Annotated in this window: 22 protein-coding genes, 2 tRNA genes and 3 rRNA genes; 20 read left to right on the forward strand and 7 right to left on the reverse strand. The window is 34.6% G+C overall.

Annotation, left to right across the window (positions count from 1 at the left end; all coding sequences use genetic code 11):
- The first annotated feature begins 28 nt into the window (after positions 1-28).
- From ABGB03_RS09325 to nhaA, 11 genes are all read left to right on the forward strand, one after another.
- Positions 29-1,477 carry a glyceraldehyde-3-phosphate dehydrogenase gene (locus ABGB03_RS09325; RefSeq protein WP_347922212.1) on the forward strand — a complete coding sequence of 483 codons (1,449 nt, stop codon included), beginning with the start codon at positions 29-31 and terminating at the stop codon, positions 1,475-1,477.
- 115 nt (positions 1,478-1,592) lie between these two features.
- Positions 1,593-2,201, forward strand: coding sequence for a tRNA (guanine-N1)-methyltransferase (locus tag ABGB03_RS09330; protein ID WP_347922214.1), 609 nt, complete (start codon positions 1,593-1,595; stop codon positions 2,199-2,201).
- Positions 2,202-2,263: 62 nt separating this feature from the next.
- Positions 2,264-2,704 (forward strand): GNAT family N-acetyltransferase, encoded by a 441-nt coding sequence (locus ABGB03_RS09335; protein WP_347922216.1) that lies wholly within the window; start codon positions 2,264-2,266, stop codon positions 2,702-2,704.
- A 34-nt stretch (positions 2,705-2,738) separates the two neighbouring features.
- Positions 2,739-3,935 carry an alpha/beta fold hydrolase gene (locus tag ABGB03_RS09340; RefSeq protein ID WP_347922218.1) on the forward strand — a complete coding sequence of 399 codons (1,197 nt, stop codon included), beginning with the start codon at positions 2,739-2,741 and terminating at the stop codon, positions 3,933-3,935.
- A 109-nt stretch (positions 3,936-4,044) separates the two neighbouring features.
- A complete protein-coding gene (locus tag ABGB03_RS09345) occupies positions 4,045-4,524 on the forward strand; it encodes a nuclear transport factor 2 family protein (protein ID WP_347922220.1) in 480 nt (159 codons plus the stop codon).
- A 98-nt stretch (positions 4,525-4,622) separates the two neighbouring features.
- Positions 4,623-5,267: a hypothetical protein gene (locus ABGB03_RS09350; protein ID WP_347922222.1), complete on the forward strand. Its 645-nt coding sequence runs from the start codon at positions 4,623-4,625 to the stop codon at positions 5,265-5,267.
- A 9-nt stretch (positions 5,268-5,276) separates the two neighbouring features.
- Entirely contained in the window at positions 5,277-6,188 is a 912-nt protein-coding gene (locus tag ABGB03_RS09355) for an alpha/beta fold hydrolase (RefSeq protein WP_347922224.1), read from the forward strand.
- A complete protein-coding gene (locus ABGB03_RS09360) occupies positions 6,188-6,553 on the forward strand; it encodes a DUF1801 domain-containing protein (RefSeq protein ID WP_347922226.1) in 366 nt (121 codons plus the stop codon). The genes ABGB03_RS09355 and ABGB03_RS09360 overlap by 1 nt, the downstream gene beginning before the upstream one ends.
- An 87-nt stretch (positions 6,554-6,640) precedes the next feature.
- Positions 6,641-6,988: a YciI family protein gene (locus ABGB03_RS09365; protein ID WP_347922228.1), complete on the forward strand. Its 348-nt coding sequence runs from the start codon at positions 6,641-6,643 to the stop codon at positions 6,986-6,988.
- Positions 6,988-8,238 carry a sigma-70 family RNA polymerase sigma factor gene (locus ABGB03_RS09370; protein WP_347922229.1) on the forward strand — a complete coding sequence of 417 codons (1,251 nt, stop codon included), beginning with the start codon at positions 6,988-6,990 and terminating at the stop codon, positions 8,236-8,238. The genes ABGB03_RS09365 and ABGB03_RS09370 overlap by 1 nt, the downstream gene beginning before the upstream one ends.
- 34 nt (positions 8,239-8,272) lie before the next feature.
- Entirely contained in the window at positions 8,273-9,568 is a 1,296-nt protein-coding gene (nhaA, locus tag ABGB03_RS09375; RefSeq protein WP_347922231.1) for a Na+/H+ antiporter NhaA, read from the forward strand.
- Positions 9,569-9,681: 113 nt separating this feature from the next.
- On the opposite strand, the gene ABGB03_RS09380 is transcribed toward nhaA, so the two are convergent.
- Entirely contained in the window at positions 9,682-10,050 is a 369-nt protein-coding gene (locus ABGB03_RS09380) for a transcriptional repressor (protein WP_347922233.1), read from the reverse strand.
- Positions 10,051-10,149: 99 nt separating this feature from the next.
- Here ABGB03_RS09380 and ABGB03_RS09385 point away from each other — a divergent pair, with 99 nt between their 5' ends.
- The 9 genes from ABGB03_RS09385 (at position 10,150) to ABGB03_RS09425 (ending at position 20,709) form a co-directional block, all read left to right on the forward strand.
- Positions 10,150-11,163 carry an NAD(P)/FAD-dependent oxidoreductase gene (locus tag ABGB03_RS09385; RefSeq protein ID WP_347922235.1) on the forward strand — a complete coding sequence of 338 codons (1,014 nt, stop codon included), beginning with the start codon at positions 10,150-10,152 and terminating at the stop codon, positions 11,161-11,163.
- A 316-nt stretch (positions 11,164-11,479) separates the two neighbouring features.
- Positions 11,480-12,157 carry a tRNA (guanosine(37)-N1)-methyltransferase TrmD gene (trmD, locus tag ABGB03_RS09390; protein ID WP_347922237.1) on the forward strand — a complete coding sequence of 226 codons (678 nt, stop codon included), beginning with the start codon at positions 11,480-11,482 and terminating at the stop codon, positions 12,155-12,157.
- A 124-nt stretch (positions 12,158-12,281) separates the two neighbouring features.
- The gene (gene rplS / locus ABGB03_RS09395) at positions 12,282-12,632 is read left to right on the forward strand and encodes a 50S ribosomal protein L19 (RefSeq protein WP_347922239.1); all 351 of its coding nucleotides are present in this window, start codon (positions 12,282-12,284) and stop codon (positions 12,630-12,632) included.
- 700 nt (positions 12,633-13,332) lie between these two features.
- Positions 13,333-13,902, forward strand: a complete 570-nt coding sequence (locus ABGB03_RS09400; protein ID WP_347922241.1) for a pentapeptide repeat-containing protein — start codon at positions 13,333-13,335, stop codon at positions 13,900-13,902.
- A gap of 198 nt (positions 13,903-14,100) precedes the next feature.
- A complete protein-coding gene (locus ABGB03_RS09405) occupies positions 14,101-16,317 on the forward strand; it encodes an NADP-dependent isocitrate dehydrogenase (RefSeq protein WP_347922243.1) in 2,217 nt (738 codons plus the stop codon).
- A 70-nt stretch (positions 16,318-16,387) separates the two neighbouring features.
- Positions 16,388-18,763 carry a TonB-dependent receptor gene (locus ABGB03_RS09410; protein ID WP_347922245.1) on the forward strand — a complete coding sequence of 792 codons (2,376 nt, stop codon included), beginning with the start codon at positions 16,388-16,390 and terminating at the stop codon, positions 18,761-18,763.
- A 3-nt stretch (positions 18,764-18,766) separates the two neighbouring features.
- On the forward strand, positions 18,767-19,630 hold the full coding sequence (locus tag ABGB03_RS09415; RefSeq protein ID WP_347922247.1) for a DUF4249 domain-containing protein: 864 nt from the start codon (positions 18,767-18,769) through the stop codon (positions 19,628-19,630).
- A gap of 28 nt (positions 19,631-19,658) precedes the next feature.
- On the forward strand, positions 19,659-20,477 hold the full coding sequence (murQ, locus tag ABGB03_RS09420; RefSeq protein WP_347922248.1) for an N-acetylmuramic acid 6-phosphate etherase: 819 nt from the start codon (positions 19,659-19,661) through the stop codon (positions 20,475-20,477).
- A complete protein-coding gene (locus ABGB03_RS09425; RefSeq protein ID WP_347922250.1) occupies positions 20,467-20,709 on the forward strand; it encodes a DUF6095 family protein in 243 nt (80 codons plus the stop codon). Before murQ ends, ABGB03_RS09425 begins: the two co-directional genes overlap by 11 nt.
- On the opposite strand, the gene ABGB03_RS09430 is transcribed toward ABGB03_RS09425, so the two are convergent.
- The 6 genes from ABGB03_RS09430 to ABGB03_RS09455 form a co-directional block, all read right to left on the reverse strand.
- Positions 20,702-21,202, reverse strand: coding sequence for a hypothetical protein (locus ABGB03_RS09430; protein ID WP_347922252.1), 501 nt, complete (start codon positions 21,200-21,202; stop codon positions 20,702-20,704). The two genes, ABGB03_RS09425 and ABGB03_RS09430, sit on opposite strands and share 8 nt — an antisense overlap.
- A 144-nt stretch (positions 21,203-21,346) precedes the next feature.
- Positions 21,347-21,454: ribosomal RNA gene (rrf, locus tag ABGB03_RS09435) — 5S ribosomal RNA — on the reverse strand.
- Between the two features lie 141 nt (positions 21,455-21,595).
- A 23S ribosomal RNA gene (locus ABGB03_RS09440) occupies positions 21,596-24,423 on the reverse strand.
- 278 nt (positions 24,424-24,701) lie between these two features.
- A tRNA-Ala gene (locus ABGB03_RS09445) sits at positions 24,702-24,775 on the reverse strand.
- A gap of 99 nt (positions 24,776-24,874) precedes the next feature.
- Positions 24,875-24,948: transfer RNA gene (locus tag ABGB03_RS09450), tRNA-Ile, on the reverse strand.
- 90 nt (positions 24,949-25,038) lie between these two features.
- Positions 25,039-26,562, reverse strand: a 16S ribosomal RNA gene (locus tag ABGB03_RS09455).
- Together the 16S, 23S and 5S rRNA genes with 2 tRNA genes alongside form the textbook arrangement of a ribosomal RNA operon.
- Positions 26,563-26,989 lie beyond the last annotated feature (427 nt).

A 26,989-nucleotide genomic window follows, 5' to 3' on the forward strand; every position in this document is an offset into this window, starting at 1 on the left:
AATTAACAACACACTAAACTAAATTACAATGAGTTTTAACGAAACTTATGAAAAAGAATTAGCATTTCAAGCAGACCGCAGAAGAGCTACTGTCGAATTTATTAAAATAATAAGTGATCTTTGGTACGACAAGTCTATCGAATTGGTTCTTTTTAGAAACCAATTAATTGATAGAAATGTTAGCGAAATTCTTAACCTTCACGAATATGCTGGAGAATTTGTACAAAAACCAATTTCGGTTTTTGATTCTGTTGAAATTGCACAAGCCATTAAAACATTAGACATACCACCAGCAAAATTAGATATTGGTAAACTTACTTACGAATATCATTTAGAAGACGATAAATATAGCAATGCCATCGCTTTTGTTGCCGACAAACTAAATGATGCTGGTAAAAACGGCTCTATTAAACCAAAAGATGTTGTGTTATATGGTTTTGGACGTATTGGTCGTTTAGTAGCTCGTGAGTTAATGACTAAGGCAGGAGTTGGTAATCAGTTGCGTCTTAGAGCTATTGTAACTAGAGGAGAAATTAACGAGACAGTTCTTGAAAAAAGAGCATCGTTATTACGTAATGATTCTGTTCATGGCGATTTTTTAGGAACTGTTACTATAGACTTAGATAATGAAGCATTAATAATAAATGGTACAACTGTTAATATTATTTCGGCAAACGCTCCAGAAGATATAGATTACACCGAATACGGAATTAATAATGCCTTAGTAATTGATAATACAGGTGCTTTTAGAGATAAAGAAGCTCTTAGTCGTCACTTAAAATCTAAAGGTGCGGACAAAGTGTTATTGACAGCTCCTGGAAAAGGTGTACCAAATATTGTACATGGTGTTAATCAGTTTGAGCATAACCCAGATAAAGTAGATATTTTCTCTGCAGCTTCATGTACAACAAATGCCATTACACCTATTTTAAAAGTAATGGAAGATTCATTTGGTGTAAAAAGTGGTCATTTAGAAACGATTCATGCATATACTAACGATCAAAACTTAGTAGATAATTTTCATAAAAAATATAGACGAGGAAGAGCTGCAGCACTTAACATGGTAATTACCGAAACTGGAGCTGGAAGTGCAGTAGCAAAAGCATTACCAAGTCTTGAAGGTAAATTAACCTCTAATGCTATTAGAGTACCTGTACCTAATGGTTCGCTAGCTATTTTAAATCTGGAATTAGAAAATGCTACATCAATAGATGGCATTAACTCTGTGATAAAAAAATATGCTTTAGAAGGCGACCTTGTAGAGCAAATTAAATATGAATTAAGTGATGAGTTAGTATCTAGTGATATCGTTGGAAGTTCGGCGCCAGCAATTTATGATAGTAAAGCCACTATTATTAGAGCAGATGGTAAAAATGTGCTTTTATATATTTGGTACGATAACGAATATGGTTATAGCCATCAAGTTATTAGACTTGCAAAACACATTGCAAAAGTGAGACGTTTTACCTATTATTAGTATACTAAAACATCTTTTTTTTTGTTATAATCGTATATATTTGAGCCTCACTATTTGTGAGGCTTAAAAATTTAATGTTTATCTTTACGAATAACCACGCAAATCAACCAAAAAAATGAAATTAAAGTATCCCCTTTTTATTTTTCTTATTTCTTTAGTATCTATAAGTATTCTAGCTCAAGAACAGGAAACTCAATCCATTAACGAAGGCACAATAGACGAACAATTTGAATTTGTCCTTAGAAAATCTGGTAACTTTAAAGGCACAAATGGGCAATCGTATGAAGCCGTAAAACGCAGTATGTTACTAACCTTACAAGCACATACAATTGATTCATTAAATACACTTCAAAGTAAATTAAATACTACCAGAAATACGGTAGCTGCTCAACAAAAAGAAATAAACGACCTTCAAACTAATCTGTCTAAAACTCAAGAAACCTTAAATACCACAAATGCCGAAAAAGACAGTATGGCTTTGTTTGGTATGCAAATGAGTAAAACAGGTTACAATGTATTAATGTGGTCCATTATTGCAGGTTTATTAACGTTCTTATTAGTTTTTATTTACAAGTTTAAAAACAGTAACTCAATAACAAAATCTGCTAAAAGTGCGCTTGAAGAAGTAGAAATAGAGTTTGAGGAGCATAGACGTTCAGCTCTTGAGAGAGAGCAAAAAGTAAGACGTCAATTACAAGACGAATTAAACAAGCAAAAAGGATAAATCATTTTCAAAATAAAACTCATTAAAAATCTGTAAATTCGTTTACAGATTTTTTTTTACCTATGACTATTATTAAAGTAACTACAGAACACTTAGAAGATCTAATTCCATTATTTGATGGTTATAGACAATTCTACAAACAGCCATCAAATATTAAAAAAGCTAGAACATTTTTAAACGAAAGAATTAGTAAAAACGAATCTGTAATTTACATTGCTTATATAGACAAACAAGCAGTGGGTTTTATGCAGTTATATCCTTTATTTTCTTCTGTTTCTATGCAACCAATGTACCTGTTAAACGATTTATATGTAGATGCAAACATACGTAACAAAGGTGTGGGACAACAACTCATTAAAGCTGCTGAAGATTTGTGCATCGAAAAAGGGTACAAGGGCTTAGGCATTCAAACTGAAGTAACAAATCCTGCACAACATTTATACGAACGCGTTGGTTTTGTTAAAGATCCAGACTTACATCTGTTTTGGGTAAATTCACAATAGTCACATCATGTGAAGTCTAAAAAATGAAAGCAATTTGAAACCAATAACAAAATATACAAAAAGCGATAATTTTAATATTGCATATCAGGTTATAGGTAATGGACCAGTTGATATCATTTATATTCCGGGTTGGGTATCTAATATTGATACGATGTGGACTGAGCCTAGACTTGCGGCTTTTTTAACAAGGCTCACTTTCTTCTCAAGATTAATAATTTTTGATAAAAGAGGTACTGGACTTTCAGATCGTTCTGACGAATATTCTACAATGGAAGAGCGTATGGACGATATTAATGCCGTAATGGATGCCACAAATTCAGAAAAAGCATTTTTATTTAGTCATTCTGAAGGAGGATCGGTTAGCCTCTTATTTTCACTTAATTATCCTCACCGAACTTTAGGTGTAATAGGTTTTGGAATCTTTGCCAAACGTAGATATTCTGAAGATTACCCTTGGGCTCCAACAGATGAAGAACGAGAAGTTTCCAATAAATTAATAGAAAATAATTGGACACAAGGAGACCTTAGCGAACTCAAATCGTTAGTTCCTTCTTTAGCTCATGATAATGGATTTATGGATTGGCTGACTAGTTATTTGCGCTCAGGAGCAAGCCCTAAAGCGGCATTAATTTTACATAAACAGTGCACACAAATTGACATTACTAAAATTTTAGATTCAATAAAAGTGCCAACACTCCTTCTATTTAGAACAGATGAAATAGAGATTTTGGTAGAAGAAGGTAAATATATTGCAGAGCGTATTCCAAACTCAAAGTTTGTAGAACTTAGCGGTAAAGACCATCTTTTTTGGACTGGAGACACGTATCCTATATTAGCTGAAATGGAAGAATTTGTTACTGGAATACGTCCGAACAAATCACAATTTCAAGATGCTAATATAAAAACCAAAAAAAAAGGAATTGATTTAGAAACAATTATGTCTGAAAACTTCTTGCGCAACTTAAAAGTTGAAGAATTTGCTACATTATGTGGGAGAAGTTTATCAGCATTTAAAAGAGACTTTAAGAATATTTTTAATACGACACCATCTAAATGGATAAAATCCAAGCGACTAGAGCGTGCTAAAGCCTTACTTATAGAAAGTGACCTAAACATAAGCCAAATATGCTATGATTGTGGTTTTATAAATTCATCTCATTTTATAAAATCGTTCAAAGAAAAATACAACCTTCCTCCTCATCAGTACAGGTCTTATAAAATTAAAATATAACTCAATATTCCTATTTGGACGTTTTAGAATGTTTTTTGAACTGTTTTGAAAGTTCTATGTAATTGTATTTAGTGAATTTTACATCATTCAATTAAACAAATATTATATTATGAAAACAAGATTAACATTTACATTAATTATGGCATTGGGGTTTCTTTTAACTAGTTGCAACGCACAAGTAGATTTAATAAACGATGAATTTCCTGAGGCAAAACAAGAAGTAATGGAAACTTTTGGCGCAATTGCACAAAGCATAAAAGATGGCGATATGGATAAGTTAATTTCATTCCATGCTTACAGCCCTAAGTTCACAGAATTTAAAAACGGAGAACTAAGGAATGGTGGTGAAGCTAATGAAGCTCATGAGCGTAATGTCTTTGGCTCTGTAACAGAAGTTGTAAAGTTCGATGCTAAAGATTTACAAATTGCTGTTTATGGAGATGTAGCTAATTTAACTTTCCACTCTGACTTTCAATTAAAATTTGGAGAAGATTTAGTTACTGTAAACGATCAAATTACCTTACTGTTTGTTAAGACAAAAGATGGCTGGAAAATGGTACATGAACATCATTCTCCTCTTAAAAAATAAGAATAGATAATCTAAGAATAAGGTTTCGAATATAAAAGACTAGATTACAAAACAAAATCTAGTCTTTTTATAATTCTTCTTATCAAAAATTTAACCATATGAAAAACATCTATCTATATATTGTAATAATTGGAATTTCACTATTCAGCTGCTCAAATTCTAATTCTGGCGAGAAAAACTCCGAACTAGCCATTCTTAAAGAGTTACACTCAGATTTGGTTCAGAATCTTACTGATATTAATTCCAATATTGAATCTTTAAAAATTTCTAAAAAAGCAAATGAAATCATCATCAGCAATATTAAAAGCAACATTCAATATCATGACTCTTTAAATTTTCATTTCGCTAACCTGTATCCATATCTCGTATTTTCTCCAAATGAAACAACCTTTAACTATCTCAAACAAATTGGAATGAATTCTATTTCCAATGATTCAATAAGAGCATCTATTTCAAATTTATATGGTGTTAGATATGGTATATATAAATATTATGAGAGCATTTATTTTGTAGAACATTACATCAATTACATCAAGCCAATGTTTATTGCCGAATTTGAAACATTTAAAATTTATGGTTCTTTCAAACCAAGAAATTATAATCAATTCATTAAAAATCCAGAGTATAAAAGGATTATGAGCTATACAAAAGATGTTATTCAAACGTTTATTTTTATGCAAAAAGGTTTAAAAGAAGATGCCGAAAATTTAATATCTGCGATTGATAAAGAGTTGAAAGGTTAATGACTAAAAATGTATCAGAAAATAGAATTTTTATCGCAAGGTATCACATTAAGAGGTAGACTATATGTGCCAAAAAACAATAAAAATAAGCCACCTATTGTTATTATGGCTCATGGTTTTACAACAACGATTAATGAAATGACAGCCGATAAATATGCCGAACGATTTAGAAAAGTAGGATATGCCGTTTTATTATATGATCATAGGAACTTAGGGGTTAGCGATGGTGAGCCACGTCAAGAAATAAATTTTTGGGTTCAATCGAGAGGTTATATAGATGCAATTGACTTCGTTTATACACAATCAAGAATTGACACCTCCAAAGTAGCAATTTGGGGAGCAAGCATGAGTGCTCGTGAAGTCTTTTTGGTTGGTTCTATTGATGAAAGAGTAAGTGCTATTATTACTATAATCCCAGCTTTTGGTGACGACTATCCAGCAGAAGATAAAGATGGAAGTTTATATCAATTTGCAAAAAAAACATTACTAAGCGATAATATTTTAGAATTGCCATATTCAACTACCAAACAGATGACTATTGTATCTCACGATCAAATAAACACACCTTCAAAATTGAAAGAATTAACAGCTTATAGGTGGTTTATAGAATATGGTGGACGCTTTGGTACAAACTGGAAAAATATAGTTTCGCTCTCTATTACCGAAGCACCAAAACAATTACATTTAGGTCAGTGTGCTCCACACCTTAAGGCTCCAATACTTATGATTGTTGCTAAAAATGATGAAATGCAAGGTGCTAGTCCAAAAGTTACAGAAACTATTTTTAAATCTATAAATCAATCAAAAGAATGGGTTGATATTTCTGGAGGTCATTTTGGTTTATTATATTACCCAAGTCAATTATTTGAAAAATCTAGTAAAGCACAAATAAACTTTTTAGAACGACAATTCAATAAATAATGAGTAACAATGAAAACTTCTTTTTAAATAAAGATGAACCCAACAAAGGGTGCTTATTGACTTTGCGTGATATTATTCTCAATCAAGACGAAAATATAGCAGAAACAACAAAATATGGAATGCCTTGCTTTTGTTATAAGAATAAAATGTTTTGCTATCTGTGGTTTGACAAAAAAACCAATGAACCATACATTCTTTTTGTTGAAGACCAACACCTCAATCACAAAAAATTAGAAACAGGAACACGTAATAGGATGAAAATATTACGAATAAATCCAAATAAAGACATTCCAATACAAACAATAGAATTATTATTAAATAATGCATTAGATTTATACAGAAATGGAACAATTGCAGTTAAGTAAATTCACAACAATTTATTTTTCAAAAAAATGTCCACGTTTTAACTTAACAAACGTCTTAATAGTATAAACATATAAAAACATACAATTATGAAAGATTTTATGATGATTTTTATCGGAAAAGAGTATACAGATTTAGGGTTATCTCCAGAAGATATGCAAAACAGAATGGAAAAATGGTTTGCATGGGGAAATAAAATGGAAAAAGCTGGTATTCTCAAAGGAGGTGAAGCATTAACACCTCAAATAAGACGTGTTATTGGTAAAAATCGTACTGTAACCGATTTAACCTCTGCCGAAGTCAAAGAAATTGTTGGTGGATTTTACCTTATTCAAGCCAAAGATTTTGATGAAGTGCAAGAAATAGCCAAAGATTTTCCTGATTACGATTTAGGAAATACTGTTGAAATTCGCGAAATCATGGTATTTGACCAATAATGGAACATAAGCACATAGACCATCTGTTTCGCTATCATAGTGGAAAGATGGTCTCTGTTCTTACTCGAATATTCGGCCTCTCAAATCTTGATATTATTGAAGATGCTGTTCAAGACACCTTCATAAAAGCCAGTATCTCTTGGCGACGCCAACAACCTGAACATCCTGAAGCTTGGTTAACCAAGGCGGCAAAAAATAGAGTAATAGATATCTTAAGAAAGCTTAAAAAAGAGAAAGCGTATTTACCTGAAATACACCAAGGAACAGATGTTATAGCAATTAATAAACTTTTTTTAGATACCGAAATTGAAGATGCGCAACTTCGCATGATATTTACAGCCTGCCATCCAGATTTAAACCCAACAGATCGTATCTCATTTGCACTAAAAACAGTATCTGGGTTTAGTATTAAAGAAATATCCTCTGCACTACTTACCAAAGAAGACACAATTAAAAAACGACTGTTTAGAGCGCGAAAAGCCATACAAGAGTCACAATTAAAATTTCATATCCCACAAGGAAAAGATTTACCTAATAGATTAGAAAGTGTTATGGAAGTACTGTACCTTATTTTTAACGAAGGCTTCCACTCCAACAACAAAGAAGAACTAATTCGTCAAGACTTATGTGGCGAAGCCATGCGTTTATGTCAACTGCTATTAAAAAACAAACACACCAGAACTTCTGCTAGTTATGCCTTGTATGCTTTAATGTGTTTTCACTCGGCACGTTTAAGTGCAAAAATTAACACCAATAACGAACTGCTCGATTTAAAACACCAAGACCGAACACAATGGCATTTTCCATTAATAGAATTAGGAAACATGATGATGAATAAAGCTGTAGAAAATTCGGAATTCTCCTGTTATCATTACGAAGCAGCCATTGCCTCCGAGCATTTACGCGCTAACCGCTTTGAAGTCACCAATTGGGACAAGATATTATTATGGTACCAAAGCCTACATGCTTTACAACCTATGGCATCACATATACTCACTATGGCAGTAGTATGCATGCAACAGCAAAATTATAAAACCGCAAAAACTTATTTAGACCAAATCTCAGCAGACGACTTTGCACAACGTGTGTATTTATATTACGCTACACTTTCCGATTATTACAGCAACACCAACCAGCCTAAAAAAGCAGTACAACACTTAGACAATGCTTTAAATACGGTAAGTAATAATTTAGAAAAAGATTTTTTAGAAAAAAAGAAACAGATGCTTTTAAAACCAAAAAAAAGCTAACTTAGTCTAGAAAATCTTAATCTTTACAAAGACAATGATAAAAAGTAGCATTCTCACACCTTTTCAAAAGTTCGTTAAAATTGAAAGTTTTAGTGGACTTTTATTATTAGGTGCTACTATTTTAGCATTGGTTTGGGTAAACTCTCCATTTGGTGATACTTACCAAGCTATTTGGCAATACGAAATTGGTTTTAAAACCGAAAGTTTCGAGCTCAGTAAACCAATTATTTTATGGATTAACGATGGCTTAATGGCTATTTTCTTTTTCCTGATTGGTTTAGAAATAAAGCGTGAATTCCTAATTGGCGAATTAAACTCAGTAAAAAAAATAGCCTTCCCACTTTTTGGTGCGCTTGGTGGTATGCTGGTACCTGTGTTGTTATTTATGGTGCTTAACCAAAACCCTGAAACCTTTAAAGGTTGGGGAATACCAATGGCAACAGATATTGCATTTTCGTTAGCCATTTTAAAAGTATTGGGGAATCGCATTCCTTTAAGTCTAAAAATATTTTTAACAGCCTTTGCTATTGTGGACGATTTAGGTGCTGTATTGGTGATAGCGCTGTTTTATAGTGGTGACTTAAATATCATGCTACTCGTGTATGCATTATTGATACTTACGTTTTTATACACACTATCCTATAAAGGCATTTACTCTAAGTTTTTACTCATATTTTTAGGAGCCATTGTGTGGTTGCTGTTTTTAAAAGCTGGTATTCATCCAACTTTAGCTGGCATATTATTAGCATTTTCGGTGCCTGTGAGACAACGTATAAAAACAAGAGAGTTTATAGACAATTTAGTAAGCATCACCAATAATATTAAAAAAGCCGAAATAATTGATAAAGCAATACTTTCTAAAGAACAAATTCGCGAAATAGACGACCTTGAAGATTGGACCAATAAATACCAATCACCATTACAACATTTAGAGCATAGCTTACACGATTGGGTAGCCTATGTTATTATTCCGCTGTTTGCTTTGGCTAACGCAGGCGTTATGATTAGTAGTGATATTACATTAGATACTGCCTTGGTTACAAATATTGTGATTTGCTTAGTTATAGGAAACAGTATTGGCATTTCCACCGTTATTTTTATAGCTAGAAAACTAAAACTGATAGAAATACCCAAAGACATTGCTTTTAAGCAAATTATTGGTGTATCGTTTTTAGCAGGAGTTGGATTTACCATGTCCATTTTTATTGCAAGTTTAGCTTTTGTAGATAACCCAACCTATATCGACTCCGCTAAAATTGGTATTTTAATAGGCTCATTAATCTCGGCAATAACTGGGTTTGTAATTTTAAGAACGAGTGGAAAAGCCTAACCATATACGTATAAGTGCATATTGATTTTAAATAAATAAAACGATAACTTCGCTAACGACTGATATAAGTCATTAAAACGACGTCATATCACTTAAGTTGTGTGCAATTTAAACTAAGTACAATCTTTGCAAATTCCTGTAAGAACACAATTAACCTCTTCCACCTGATATATATTGGGTAATGAGAAAACTACTGGAACAGGCAAACACTCAATAGTTTCACAGCGTTTACAACGAAAATGAAAATGATGTAGTGGCAGCCCATCTTTCTTTTTAGCCAAAGCAAAATATTGCCTGCCATTATCTGCCTGAATTCTATGTAAAATACCATCTTCACAAGATCGATTTAATACACGATAGATTGTCGCTCTATTAATATCAATATTTATTTTTTTCTCTATAGCATCCTGACTCATAGCTTTTTTTGCTGAACTCAAAACAGAAAGCACAGCTTCTTTGGTTACTGTATTTCTTCTTTTCATTAATGTTAATTAATTATTGCGATTATGTTGCAATAATACAAAATATTATTATATTTGCAAAACAAATTAACGCGACTAAGTCGCATTAAATTATAAAAAATGAATCGAAGATATGCCATAAAACAAGGAGGTTTAGTTGCTATATCACTAGCTCTTCCATTACCTATAATCAGTTTTACAAAAAATAATGAAATGAATATTACAAAAAAGAACGAAATATCAGAGACAGAAGTCATAATTGTTGGAGCTGGCCCTTCTGGTTTAGCCGCAGCACTTTTTTTAGCTAGAGCCAATAGAAAAGTGATTATTTTTAACTGGGGCAAAAAGAGAATGCCAGAAAAGGCAAAAATACATGAATATTTAGGGTTTGATAATATGAACCCGAATGATTATTTTCTTAAAACAAAAAAAGAGGTAGAATCATTCGGAGGAATATTCATTGAAGAAAAAGTCATGAGAATTCAAAAAAAGGAAAATGATACCTTCACAACATTTTCCGAAAACTCTGAAATCAATTCTACAGCCTTGATTCTTGCAACAGGGGCTGTTGATATTTTACCCAATATTCCTGGATTAAAAGATGGTTGGGGTATTGATATCCATGTTTGCCCATGCTTTACTGGCTATGAATTAAACAATAAAAAGCTTACATTATTTGGGACTCAAGCTCGGTTAGCACATTTGAGTATATTTTTAACTTCATGGTCAAATGACATTACAGTTATTGCAAATGAACCTTTTTCTGGAAAAGAGATAGCTCAACTGAAACAGGCTAATATAAAAGTACACATAGATAAAATAACAGAAATAATCAGGTCAAAAGGAGAAATAAAATATGTATCAACTAAGTCTGGAAAAGAGATTGAGTCTGATGGCATATTCATTGCAACACCAATTAAGGCAAAATCATCATTAGTAAAAGACTTGTGCGAAGTAGATCAGAATGGTTTTGCTATTACTGACAAATTCTATCAATCAAGCACCAAAGGTTTATGGGTAATTGGAAATGCACATGACCCCAAAGGGCATATGGCTCAAGCTTCATCTGATGGCACACAAGTAGGACCCTTTGTAGCTAACTATTTAATACATTCAAAACTTGAAAAGCAATGAAAAAAATCAATAGAATAGGATTTAACTGTCAAATAATGGAAGATATTATTCTTCAATAAAACTGCACACAACAATGGCTATAATTATACGGATTTTGGTGCTTAATCCAAAGTTTAGTCTATATTCATTGAGTCCACCAAATCTTTTTGATTTGGCTTTATAATAAAAAAGGTAAAACAAAATAAAAAGCTTTGGCTAAGTACTCAATCGAAAGTTCACTACTTTTAATTCCCATACTAACCATAGCCTAACCGTCAGCGAATCCTATCAAAAAATAACACTTTTCTTTCTAAATGAATAATTGCATCTTTGCAATATGCGAATAGATATTATTACCGTTTTACCCGAATTACTTAAAAGCCCGTTTGAGGCCTCTATTTTAAAACGTGCCATTGACGCTGGTTTAGTAGAAGTGTATTTTCATAATCTTAGAGATTACACAACTGGTAATTATAAAAGTGTAGACGACACGCAATTTGGTGGTGGCGCAGGTATGGTGATGATGGTGGAGCCTATTGATAAGTGTATAAACAAGCTAAAATCTGAGAGAGATTACGACGAAGTTATTTATATGACACCTGATGGTGAAACCTTAAATCAAGGTATTGCCAACCAAATCTCATTAAAAGAAAACATTATCATCCTTTGCGGGCATTATAAAGGTGTAGACCAACGTGTTCGAGATATGTTTATTACCAAAGAAATCTCCATTGGCGATTATGTGTTGTCTGGTGGCGAACTTGGAGCAGCTGTGTTATGCGATGCAGTGATACGCTTAATTCCTGGTGTGTTAGGTAACGAAACCTCTGCCCTAACCGATTCGTTTCAAGATAATTTATTAGCGCCTCCTATTTATACCAAACCAAGAGAGTACAAAGGCATGAAAGTTCCAGAAGTATTGTTTAGTGGCAACTTTCCTGAAATAGAAAAATGGCGCGAAGAACAAGCCTACCAACGTACTAAAGATAGACGACCAGATTTGCTAGAAGAGTAAATTAAAAACTTTTTGCTTTTCACTTTTTACTTCTCACTTTTTATGTATATTTGCACCCAATTTCGGATTAACCTCTGGCGATAATCGTGAATGTTGTTTCGAGTCAACTATTAAAAAGATTAAAATGGAATCTTTAGTAAAATTTGTACAAGACGAATTTGTAACAAGAAAAGACTTACCAGAATTTGGAGCTGGTGACACTATTACAGTGTATTACGAAATTAAAGAAGGTGAAAAAGTACGTACACAGTTCTTTAGAGGTGTTGTTTTACAACGCAGAGGAACTGGAAGTTCTGAAACTTTCACAATTAGAAAAATGTCTGGGTCTATTGGTGTAGAGCGTATCTTCCCATTAAACTTACCAGCATTACAAAAAATTGAAATAAACAAAAAAGGAAGTGTTCGTAGAGCACGTATCTTCTACTTTAGAGGTCTTACTGGTAAAAAAGCCAGAATTAAAGAGAAAAGACACTAGAATTTTTTTAAAAACTTATAAAAGCCCCAACAAATGTTGGGGCTTTTTCATTATTAACAATTGTTAATAACCTGCGTTTATAAACAGTTGATATCTAACCCTTTCAAAAATTTGTAATTTTAAAATCTTATCTTAAATTAGCATAAGAGTTAAGGGAAGCATCATGAAAATTGATGTTCTAATTACTAAAGTAATACCTTTAATTTGGTAAAGTAACGTTCTTTATTATAATTGTTTTTTGAGGTTTAGAGACGACATGTGTATGCATGTAGGGGTTTATAAATCATGATATTTTAAAAAGAACTGTATGTTATGCAGGCAGTAAACTAGTAAAATTGAAAGTTTCTAAAAGTAGAAGGATCGAAAGTGATATCTAAAAAAGGAAACAATACTTTAAAGATTATATACCATGCAAATGAGATGTAATTAATAGGGTATCAAGAAAAACAATTAAAACTGGAAACATTTAGTAACAGGTCAATACATTTTGAAAGTTACATTTAGAATGTTTCTTTGAAATAGTGACACTTGAATTGAAAAGGTTAGCAAACATAAGGATGCGTAACTGATGTTAGCAGCAATGCTAAATAGATCATGTGAAGCTATTTTAAGAAAGCCATGTCAACATAGATTAATTTCTAAGTGATATGGCTTTTGTTTTTTAATTAACTATTATATCTTAGCCTAAGATTTATTGACCATGCTTCCACTTGTTTTAGACAAAACTTTTAAAAACGAAGATTACACCAAAACTAGCCTACCAAAAGCCGAATATGATAATTGCATTTTTATAGACTGTGCATTTGAATCGTGTTTTTTATCTACAATAAGTTTTCTGGAATGTGAATTCATTAATTGTAACCTTACCAATACCAAATTAAAAGAAACAACTTTTAAAGATGTCTTCTTTAGAGATTGTAAAATGATTGGCATGCCCTTTTATGAATGTAATACCTTTTTACTTTCCGTCAATTTTAAGAATTGTAATTTAGATTTGGCAGCTTTTAATCATCTAAAAATTACCGATACAGTATTTAACGATTGTAGTTTACAACAAACAGATTTTACTGAAACTGACTTATCAAGAACACAGTTTGATAATTGCAATTTAAAAGATGCTACTTTTGAAAATACCATTTTAGAAGCTTCAGATTTTAAAACAGCATATAATTTCAATTTCAGTCCAAATAGAAACAAAATGAAAGGTGCAAAATTTTCAAAATCCAATGTTATTGGTTTGCTTTCTGCGCATCATATCATAATTGAATAATTTTTGCTAGTTGTTTTTATGAAATTCTTAAAAAATATCACGTTTTTTATAGATGACATAAATTATACATTATTAGCTTTAGTTGCCATAACATCACTAAGCTTTAAGCTTCAAATTTTGTATATTCGCTTACTGAAAAACTAGCGTGAATTGACACTGTAATTTTTCATCTTCTATAACTAAAAAATATCGCATAATATGTCGAAAATAATTTATACAAAAACTGACGAAGCTCCAGCTTTAGCAACCTATTCATTACTTCCAATTGTAAAAGCGTTTACAAAATCGTCAAACATTTCTATAGAAACAAAAGATATATCCTTAGCTGCAAGAATTCTAGCTAGTTTTCCTGATTTTCTTTCAGAAGATCAAAAGCAAAATGATGCCTTAGCCGAATTAGGCGATTTGGTTAAATTACCAGAAGCTAACATCATAAAATTACCAAATATTAGTGCATCTATTCCGCAGTTAAAAGGCGCTATAAAAGAGTTACAATCTAAAGGATATGCCTTACCAAATTATCCAGACGAACCAGAAAATGATGAAGAAAAATCTATAAAAACCAGATACGATAAAATTAAAGGAAGTGCTGTAAATCCAGTGCTTAGAGAAGGAAATTCTGACAGACGTGCTCCTAAAGCAGTAAAGAATTACGCTAAAAAGAATCCACACTCTATGGGAAAATGGAGTTCAAGTTCTAAGTCGCATGTATCGACAATGACTGAAGGTGATTTTTGCCATAATGAAAAATCAATCACACTTGCTGAAGCAACAACTGTAACTATTGAGCATACTGATGCTGAAGGAAACACAACCATACTAAAAGATAATTTAACCATATTAAAAGGAGAAATCATAGATGCTTCAGTAATGCAAAAAAATGTATTACTGCGCTTTTTAGAAGCACAAGTACAAGATGCTAAAAATAAAGGTGTATTGTTTTCTTTACACATGAAAGCAACTATGATGAAAGTATCTGACCCAATTATTTTTGGTCATGCTGTTCGAGTATTCTTTAAAGATCTGTTTGAAAAGCATGCAGAAACCTTTGATGAAATTGGTGTTGACGTCAATAATGGATTTGGAAATTTATTATCGAATTTATCTGAAGTATCCGAAGAAAAAAGACAAGAAATTCTTGCAGATATCGATGCTTGCTATAAAAACAATCCAGATTTGGCTATGGTGAATTCTGATAAAGGAATTACCAATTTGCATGTGCCAAGTGATGTTATTATTGATGCATCAATGCCAGCAATGATAAGAAATTCTGGGCAAATGTGGAATGCCAAAGGAAAATCTCAAGATACAAAAGCTGTGATTCCAGATAGTAGTTATGCAGGAATCTATACTGCAACTATTGATTTTTGTAGAGAACATGGAGCCTTTGACCCCACCACTATGGGAACAGTACCAAATGTTGGACTTATGGCACAAAAAGCCGAAGAATATGGGTCGCACGATAAAACGTTTGAAGTAGTATCAAACGGGACAATAAGAGTTGTTGATTCTAATAACAATACATTAACTGAGCATACTGTAGAAGCTGGTGATATTTGGCGTATGTGTCAAGTAAAAGATGCGCCTATTCAAGATTGGATAAAATTAGCCGTATCTAGAGCTAGAGCTACTGACGTTCCTGCAGTTTTTTGGTTAGATGAAGATAGAGCACATGATGCTGAATTAATTAAAAAGGTAAATATGTATTTACCAAACTACAATACAAGTGGTTTAGATATTCAAATTTTGTCACCAATAAAAGCAACACAATTCACATTAAAAAGAATGAAGAATGGTAAAGATACCATTTCAGTTTCTGGAAATGTACTAAGAGACTATTTAACAGATTTATTCCCCATTTTAGAATTAGGAACAAGTGCAAAAATGCTCTCAATTGTACCATTAATGAATGGTGGAGGTTTATTTGAAACTGGTGCAGGAGGTTCTGCTCCAAAGCATGTACAACAGTTTGTTGAAGAAAATCATTTACGTTGGGATTCATTAGGTGAATTTTTAGCCTTAGCAGTTTCTTTAGAGCATTTATCTGAAACTACAAATAACCCAAAAGCAAAAGTTTTAGCAGATACGCTTGATGATGCTACCGAGAAATTATTAGAAAACAAAAAAGGCCCTTCAAGAAAAGCTGGAGAATTAGATAATAGAGGGAGTCATTTTTACTTAGCAATGTATTGGGCACAAGAATTAGCAAATCAAGAAACTGACTTAGAATTAAAAAATCAATTTACAAATATTGCAAAGGAATTGACAAATAATGAAACCGCAATTGTTGATGAATTAAATAAGATTCAAGGAGCCAGCATAAATATTGATGGTTATTATGAACCAAACGAAACATTAGTATCTCAAGCAATGAGGCCTTGTAAAATATTTAATGATATATTGAAAAGTTTATAAAAGTATTAACTTACTGTTAAAAGCTCCATTTACACATGGAGCTTTTTTATTTTTGTATAAAAAATTGCTGATGATATATTCTACTAAGAAACTCTTTTTATTGTTTCTTTTACTCCCCTTATTTACCTTATCACAAGAAAGATTTACCTTGAGTGGTGTTATAACAGATGAGAGTAGCAACGAAACACTTATTGGTGCCAACATTATTATTCCTTCACTACAAACTGGAACAACTAGTAACGAATATGGGTTCTACTCCATTACTTTGGATAAAGGTATTTATGAGTTTCAAATAAGCTATTTGGGTTTTAAAAGCATTGTACAAACCATAAATTTAGATATAGACCAAACCTTAAACTTCAAACTAGCAGAAGACAGTCAAAGCTTAGATGAAATAGTTATTGTTGAAGATGTTGAAAAACTCAACATTAGGAAGCCACAAATGAGTCTCAACTCTTTATCTATAAATACTATTAAACAAATTCCCGTAGTGTTAGGCGAAGTAGATTTAATTAAATCTATAACCCTACTCCCAGGAGTTACTACTGCTGGCGAAGGTGCTTCTGGATTCAATGTTCGTGGTGGTGCAGCAGACCAAAATTTAATATTATTAGATGAAGCCACTATATTTAATTCATCACATTTATTTGGGTTGTTTTCGGTGTTTAATCCTGATGCTATAAAAGATATTAAGCTCTATAAAGGTGGAATTCCTGCAAAATATGGCGGAAGGGTTTCTTCAGTTTTAGATATCTATCAAAAGGAAGGAAATAGTAATGAATTTAAAATGAATGGTGGCATTGGATTAGTATCTAGCAGATTATTAGCAGAAGGTCCTATTAAAAAAGAGCAAGGCTCCTTTTTACTTGGAGGTAGAAGCAGTTATGCTCATTTATTCTTACCATTATTCGATATTGATAATATTGCTTATTTCTACGATTTAAACACAAAATTAAGTTACAAACTAAACGACAGAAACAATATTTATCTGTCTGGGTATTTTGGAAGAGATGTGTTTAGCATTTCCGATAGTTTTGAAAACACCTATGGAAATTCAGTAATAAACTTTAGATGGAATCACTTGTTTTCTGATAAGTTATTTTCCAATTTATCACTTATTTATTCTGATTATGATTACGACTTAAAGCTTAATTTTGTAGAGTTTGATTGGACGTCTGGTATTAGAAATTTCAATGTTAAATATGACTTAAAGCATTACATATCTAACAATTTTAAACTACAATATGGTTTAAATAGCATTTACTACAAGTTTAATCCTGGAGATATAAAACCAACAACAAAAACCTCTGGAATCAATCCATTCAAACTCATTGACAAATATGCCTTTGAAAATGCTATATATATAGATGCTGAACATCAAGTAACCGATAAATTGGCCTTGAGTTATGGATTGCGTTTTAGTTCGTTTACAAGATTAGGTCAAGACGAACTAAATATTTATGAAAATAATAATCCATTAATTTTTAATGATGAACTCAAAATTTATGAAAAAGCAGATCCTATTGGCGCAGAAAGTTTTAAACGTAGTGATGTTATTAAATCGTTTGCCAATTTAGAGCCACGTCTTGCAATGGCATATCAACTTAACGAAACAGCATCTGTAAAAGCTAGCTATAATAAAATGAGTCAGTATTTGCATCTGCTTTCAAACACTAGCTCTCCAACACCTTTGGATGTTTGGACACCAAGTGGAAAATATGTTAAGCCACAAAAATTACATCAGTTTGCTTTAGGATATTTTAAAACCTTAAACGATAATACCTTTAACTTAGAGGTAGAAACATTTTATAAAACCATTAAAAATAGAATAGATTATATAGATGGCGCAGATTTAATTGCTAATAATGCCATTGAGCAAGTAATACTTAATGGGAAAGCTAGAGCCTATGGACTTGAAGTCTTGTTTAGAAAAAATGAAGGTGATTTTCAAGGATGGATAGCGTATACTTTATCAAAATCAGAACAGCAAACAAAAGGAAGAACGCCAGAAGAAAGGGGAATCAACGATGGATTATGGTATAATACGCCTTATGATAAAACCCATGATATATCTATAACAGGATCATATAAGCTAAATGACAAATGGAGTTTAAGCTCAAACTTTTTGTTTCAAACTGGGTTACCATCAACATTTCCAAATGGTCAATATGAATATAATGGTATATCTATTCCTATTTATGAAGCTAGAAACTCTAGCAGAATTCCAACGTACCATAGATTAGATGTATCTGCAAAATACACCCCAAAAAATAATTCTAATAAAAAGTGGAAAACCGAATGGGTTTTTGGTGTATATAATGCCTATAACCGAAAAAACGCATCGTCTATTAGCTTTAGAGAAAATAGAACAACTGGAGTAAATGAAGCGTTAAAACTATCTCTTTTTGGAATCATTCCTTCTGTTTCTTATAACTTTAAATTCTAACAAATGAAAAATTCAAAGAGTTTTCGCAAACACTTAAACAATATAAAAGCAGTGAGCAAAAAGCTAATATTAATACTAATAAGTATAACAATATATTCATGTGAAGATGTAATTGATTTAGATTTAAATACGTCACAACCTAAATTAATTATTGAAGCCTCAATAAATTGGGTAAAAGGAACTAGTGGAAATGAACAAGAAATAAAGCTATCATTATCTACTCCTTTTTACAATAATCAAGCAACTCCTGCGAATAATGCACAAGTTTCAATTTTTGATACAAACGCAAATGAATTTATTTTCAACGAGGATAACACAACTGGTATATATAAAAACAATACATTTATTCCAGTTTTAAATGCTGAATATACACTAGTGGTAAATTATGAAGGTGAAACATATTCAGGTACAGAAATTTTAAAATCTGTAGTGCCAATTGATTATGTTGAACAAAAAAACGATGGAGGCTTTTCTGGAGAAGAAACTGAATTAAAAGTCTATTATACAGATCCTCAAAATGAAGAGAATTATTATTTCTTTGAATTCAGCAATAATTTTACAGCTTATCCCACGCTTGAAGTATATGATGATGAATTTACGAATGGTAACCAAATTTTTGGTTTTTACACAGAAGAAGACTTAACCTCAGGACATGAAGTAACCATAAAAAATCATGGTATTTCTGAAGCTTTTTATGAGTATATGTTTATTTTATTACAACAAAATAGTGAAGAAGGCGGTGGTCCTTTTGAAACAACACCAGCAACAGTTAGAGGAAATTGTATCAATCAAACAAATCCAGATAACTTTCCATTTGGGTATTTTAGACTATCAGAAGTTGATGAAATTATATATATAGTTGAATAACTCTATTCAAATTGTTTATTTTTGATAGATGAATTTTACAAAAACTACAGAGCAAGATTCTAACTATAATCATCTTGAAAAGATGAGTGTTTCAGAATTACTCACCAACATAAATAATGAAGACAAAACCGTTCCTTTTGCTATTGAAAAAGCATTGCCACAAATTGAAATACTTATTGAACAAGTAATTGGTAAATTAAAATCTGGGGGGCGCTTATTTTATATTGGTGCTGGTACTAGTGGACGCTTAGGTATTGTTGATGCAAGTGAATGTCCTCCTACTTTCGGAGTTCCTCATGAACTAGTTGTAGGGCTTATAGCTGGAGGTGATAACGCAATTAGAAAAGCTGTAGAATTTGCTGAAGATTCTACAACTCAAGGTTGGGAAGATTTACAAAAACATACCATTTCTAATAATGATGTAGTTATTGGTATTGCTGCTTCTGGTACTACTCCTTATGTAATTGCTGCTTTAGAAAAGTGCAACAATAACAATATTATTACTGGATGTATCACCTGTAATCATAATAGTCCTTTATCGCAAACAGCAAAATATCCCATTGAAGTTATTGTAGGCCCAGAATTTGTTACTGGTAGCTCACGAATGAAAGCTGGAACTGCACAAAAATTAGTGTTAAATATGATTACTACTGCTACAATGATTCAATTGGGAAAAGTAAAAGGAAACAAAATGGTTGATATGCAACTAAGCAATAATAAATTAGTTGATAGAGGAGTAAAAATGCTCATGAATGAATTGAATATTACCGCTGAAGAAGCATCTAAACTACTTGATAAATATAAAAGCGTAAGAGCATCTATAAAAGCATTTAAGAATGGAAACTAAAAGAACAAATAAAGAGGTATTGGGAAAAGGTTTAAAAAAAATGACTATTTCTTTAGTGATGATGTTTGCTGGACCTACATTATTTTATATTGCAACAACCAATAAAGAAAAGCCTCTTTATATTCCCATTCTGATTATAAGTCTTGTTATTTGTGCTGGAGCTATATTTTTTGCATTCAAAGGTCTTCAAACAATTATGAGCAGTATGTTTGATAGTGATAAATCTAATTAACTATCTGTCTAGGTGTTGTTGGATTATATCCAAAACTTTCATCTTTCATTGGAATTTCTAGTCTATCAAGAATATAACTTATTATTGCATAATGGTGAATAGCATGGCTATTTGCTTGCGCAAGTACTGCACCTAATGTGTACATAATATCAACCTTTCCTATACCCAAATCATCACTAACCACATAATGTTTAGTAAAGTTGTAATTGTCTAATCTCTTAAGCGTGTCAATGATTCGTTCAACATGGCTAAGTGTATAATTGCAATCAGTATGCATTCGTTCATCTCTTTTTCTTTGGGTAAGATCAATTGTTGTATTATCTACTCCATCAATAATACAGTCATAAAAATCCAAAATATGCCTAATATGTGAGCCTATACACGAATAATAAGGAGAAACTGAGTGATTACTTAAATCCTCATTTGAAAGGGAGCATAAAAGTTGTTTTGATTTGCTTAAAGTATGGATGGAAGATTGAATGATAATATTCATAAATCTAAAATAGCCAAATAGAAGGAATAAAAAAATTATTTTCCTATTAGTCTCATAAATTCAACACCCTTACATTATAACATAAAAAAACCCTTCATAGAGATATGAAGGGTTTTACAAATACTAACTTTATTGTCAGTACAAAAAAGGCGGCGACCTACTCTTCCACGAATGTAGTACCATCGGCGCTAATGGGCTTAACTTCTCTGTTCGGAATGGTAAGAGGTGAGCCCCATTGCTATAACCACCTTAAGTTTTTAAGTAGATATTAGATTTAGATTGCTTTCACTCTTAGACTTCTTTAGTCTAATATCTAATATCTCACTTCTAATAAGTTAACATATTGAAAAAATTACATGAATATTGTATTTATACTCTATAAAAAAACAGGCGTACAATAAGCCTATGGGTTATTAGTACTACTCGGCTATGACATTACTGCCTTTACACCTATAGCCTATCAACGTGGTCATCTCCCACGACCCTTTAAAGAAATCTCATCTTGTGATGGGTTTCGCGCTTATATGCTTTCAGCGCTTATCCCTTCCAAACGTAGCTACCCAGCAATGCTCCTGGCGGAACAACTGGTACACCAGAGGTTTGTCCAACTCGGTCCTCTCGTACTAGAGTCAGATTCACTCAAATTTCTAACGCCCACAGTAGATAGAGACCGAACTGTCTCACGACGTTCTGAACCCAGCTCGCGTGCCACTTTAATGGGCGAACAGCCCAACCCTTGGGACCTTCTCCAGCCCCAGGATGTGACGAGCCGACATCGAGGTGCCAAACCCCCCCGTCGATGTGAGCTCTTGGGGGAGATCAGCCTGTTATCCCCGGAGTACCTTTTATCCTTTGAGCGATGGCCCTTCCATGCGGAACCACCGGATCACTATGCTCTACTTTCGTACCTGATCGACCTGTATGTCTCTCAGTCAAGCTCCCTTATGCCATTGCACTCTACGCACGGTTACCAAGCGTGCTGAGGGAACCTTTAGAAGCCTCCGTTACTCTTTTGGAGGCGACCACCCCAGTCAAACTACCCACCAAGCACTGTCCTTTCAGTGAAAGTTAGACTCTAGATAAGCAAAGGGTGGTATTTCAACAATGACTCCACAACACCTGGCGATGCCGCTTCAAAGTCTCCCACCTATCCTACACATTACTTATCCAAAGCCAATACTAAGCTATAGTAAAGGTTCACGGGGTCTTTTCGTCCCACTGCGGGTAATCGGCATCTTCACCGATACTACAATTTCACCGAGCTCATGGCTGAGACAGTGTCCAGATCGTTGCACCATTCGTGCAGGTCGGAACTTACCCGACAAGGAATTTCGCTACCTTAGGACCGTTATAGTTACGGCCGCCGTTTACTGGGGCTTCATTTTAGACCTTCGAGGTAAACCTCTAAGCCCTCCACTTAACCTTCCAGCACCGGGCAGGTGTCAGGCCATATACATCATCTTTCGATTTAGCATAGCCCTGTGTTTTTGATAAACAGTCGCCTGGACCTCTTCACTGCGGCCCATCCGAAGATGGGCGACCCTTCTCCCGAAGTTACGGGTCGATTTTGCCTAGTTCCTTAGCCATGAATCTCTCGAGCTCCTTAGAATTCTCATCCCAACTACCTGTGTCGGTTTAGGGTACGGGCTGCTTCACTCGCTTTTCTTGGAAGTCGATTCGCTAGATTATCACCTTGACCGTAGTCTCAGTGTACTATCGGGGTGTTACCACTCCCTTCAACGCACTATTCCGTCAGTGCGCACTAACTATTCGCCTCCGTCACTTTTAACGTGAGCAGGTACAGGAATATTAACCTGTTGTCCATCCACTACCCCTTTCGGGTTCGCGTTAGGTCCCGACTAACCCTCAGCTGATTAGCATAGCTGAGGAAACCTTAGTCTTTCGGAGTGCGGGTTTCTCGCCCGCATTATCGTTACTTATGCCTACATTTTCTTTTGTAGCTTCTCCAGCAAAGCTCACGCTTCACCTTCGACGACACTACAATGCTCCCCTACCACTTGTATTAATACAAATCCATAGCTTCGGTAGTATGTTTATGCCCGATTATTATCCATGCCGAACCGCTCGACTAGTGAGCTGTTACGCACTCTTTAAATGAATGGCTGCTTCCAAGCCAACATCCTAGCTGTCTAAGCAGTTCAACCTCGTTTATTCAACTTAACATACATTTTGGGACCTTAGCTGATGGTCTGGGTTCTTTCCCTTTCGGACATGGACCTTAGCACCCATGCCCTCACTGCATTACATCATTTTATAGCATTCGGAGTTTGTCAGGAATTGGTAGGCGGTGAAGCCCCCGCATCCAATCAGTAGCTCTACCTCTATAAAACTAATAATACGCTGCACCTAAATGCATTTCGGGGAGTACGAGCTATTTCCGAGTTTGATTGGCCTTTCACCCCTACCCACAGGTCATCCCAAGACTTTTCAACGTCAACGGGTTCGGGCCTCCACTATGTGTTACCACAGCTTCACCCTGCCCATGGGTAGATCACACGGTTTCGCGTCTACCGCCACTAACTAGTTCGCCCTATTCAGACTCGCTTTCGCTACGGATCCGCACCTGAAGTGCTTAACCTTGCTAGAAACGGTAACTCGTAGGCTCATTATGCAAAAGGCACGCCGTCACCCTAATGGGCTCCGACCGCTTGTAAGCGTATGGTTTCAGGTTCTATTTCACTCCCTTATTCAGGGTTCTTTTCACCTTTCCCTCACGGTACTAGTTCACTATCGGTCTCTCAGGAGTATTTAGCCTTAGCGGATGGTCCCGCCAAATTCATACAGGATTACACGTGTCCCGCACTACTCAGGATACTGCTATGGTTAATGATCTTTACTTATACGGGACTATCACCCTCTCTGGTTCCTCTTTCCAAAGGATTCTAATTCATTACACAACCAATATCGCAGTCCTACAACCCCAGTATTGCCGTAACAACACTGGTTTGGGCTATTCCGCGTTCGCTCGCCACTACTAGCGGAATCACTTTTGTTTTCTTCTCCTCCGGGTACTTAGATGTTTCAGTTCTCCGGGTTCGCCTCCTTACGGATAACATGTCTTCAACATGCTGGGTTGCCCCATTCGGATATCTGCGGATCAATTCGTATGTGCCAATCCCCGCAGCTTTTCGCAGCTTATCACGTCCTTCATCGCCTCTGAGAGCCTAGGCATTCCCCATACGCTCTTATTTAGCTTATTGTACTTTTTGCTTTTTTAATGAGTTACTATCTAATTCATGATTTTCAATTCATAATAATAAATTATTAATCCTTTACACCTCATAAACTAAATGTTCTTAGAATAATTAAAAGCTCGTAAACTCAATTATTCTAATATAAATTACTGAATTAAATGAATTTAATTCGTTATTTCATGTATCTTTTTCAATATGTCAATGAACTTTCATCTTAGATTTTTAGAACGTTAGATTTTTAGACAAATGTCTAATGGTCTAACTATCTAACCATCTAGATTTTGTGGAGAATATCGGAGTCGAACCGATGACCTCCTGCGTGCAAGGCAGGCGCTCTAGCCAGCTGAGCTAATCCCCCATATACTAGTAGTTAGTATATAGTAGTTAGTAGTTAGTACATAACTACTACTCAAACTTCTAGAATTTCCTTTATTTAAACTTCAAAAAAAAAAATTAGTAGTCTCAGGCAGACTCGAACTGCCGACCTCTACATTATCAGTGTAGCGCTCTAACCAGCTGAGCTATGAGACTCTACTTTTTTTCTAAGTTATAATATAATTAACAGCGTTGAGAATAAACAATCTCTTTCCTTACTTATTACCTCTAGTCGTCTTTCTCTAGAAAGGAGGTGTTCCAGCCGCACCTTCCGGTACGGCTACCTTGTTACGACTTAGCCCTAGTTATCGACTTTACCCTAGGCCGCTCCTTGCGGTGACGGACTTCAGGCACTTCCAACTTCCATGGCTTGACGGGCGGTGTGTACAAGGCCCGGGAACGTATTCACCGGATCATGGCTGATATCCGATTACTAGCGATTCCAGCTTCACGGAGTCGAGTTGCAGACTCCGATCCGAACTGTGATAGGTTTTATAGATTCGCTCCTGCTCGCGCAGTGGCTGCTCTCTGTACCTACCATTGTAGCACGTGTGTAGCCCAGGACGTAAGGGCCGTGATGATTTGACGTCATCCCCACCTTCCTCACAGTTTGCACTGGCAGTCTTGTTAGAGTTCCCGACTTGAATCGCTGGCAACTAACAACAGGGGTTGCGCTCGTTATAGGACTTAACCTGACACCTCACGGCACGAGCTGACGACAACCATGCAGCACCTTGTAAGTAGTCCGAAGAAATAGCTATCTCTAACTAATGCAACTTACATTTAAGCCCTGGTAAGGTTCCTCGCGTATCATCGAATTAAACCACATGCTCCACCGCTTGTGCGGGCCCCCGTCAATTCCTTTGAGTTTCATTCTTGCGAACGTACTCCCCAGGTGGGTCACTTATCACTTTCGCTTAGCCACTCAGACCGAAGTCCAAACAGCTAGTGACCATCGTTTACGGCGTGGACTACCAGGGTATCTAATCCTGTTCGCTCCCCACGCTTTCGTCCATCAGTGTCAGTTGATTATTAGTAATCTGCCTTCGCAATTGGTATTCTATGTAATATCTATGCATTTCACCGCTACACTACATATTCTAACTACTTCATAATAACTCAAGATAACCAGTATCAAAGGCAATTCTACAGTTGAGCTGCAGGATTTCACCTCTGACTTAATTATCCACCTACGGACCCTTTAAACCCAATGATTCCGGATAACGCTTGGATCCTCCGTATTACCGCGGCTGCTGGCACGGAGTTAGCCGATCCTTATTCTTACAGTACCGTCAAGTCTCTACACGTAGAGATGTTTCTTCCTGTATAAAAGCAGTTTACAACCCATAGGGCAGTCTTCCTGCACGCGGCATGGCTGGGTCAGAGTTGCCTCCATTGCCCAATATTCCTCACTGCTGCCTCCCGTAGGAGTCTGGTCCGTGTCTCAGTACCAGTGTGGGGGATCCCCCTCTCAGGGCCCCTACCTATCGTTGCCATGGTGTGCCGTTACCACACCATCTAGCTAATAGGACGCATAGTCATCTTTTACCGCCGAAACTTTAATTATCAATCGATGCCAATCAATAATACTATGAGGTATTAATCTTCATTTCTAAAGGCTATCCCACTGTAAAAGGTAGATTCTATACGCGTTACGCACCCGTGCGCCGGTCGTCAGCGGATTGCAAGCAATCCCTGTTACCCCTCGACTTGCATGTGTTAGGCCTGCCGCTAGCGTTCATCCTGAGCCAGGATCAAACTCTTCATCGTTAAATTTTAAGTCTTACGACTATATTATTAACAACCAAAGGATATTAATTTGTACTCAAAATGGTTTATTCTCTGTAATGAATTTTATCGTTTCCAATAAAATCCTTACGCTGTCAATCAATATGTTTAATGAACTTTTTTCTTCTTTACTTAAAGTCTTTCCTCCTTAAGCGGGTGCAAATATAAAACCCTTTTTTTATTCCTACAATGCTTTTTGATTTTTTTTTAAATTATTTTTTCTAACTTAATCCAAATCAACTTTACTTATATGAACACCACAAAAAAAATTACCGTTTTTTGCGGCTGCAAACATACAACCTTATACAATCCTACCAAATGTTTTTTAAACTATTTTTTAACTTTTTATTACCCAAAAACCCTAAACACTATAAACCAATATATTATCACATGAAAAAATTCCATACCA

The sequence above is a fragment of the Pontimicrobium sp. SW4 genome (assembly GCF_039954625.1).
Classification (GTDB): Bacteria; Bacteroidota; Bacteroidia; order Flavobacteriales; family Flavobacteriaceae; genus Pontimicrobium.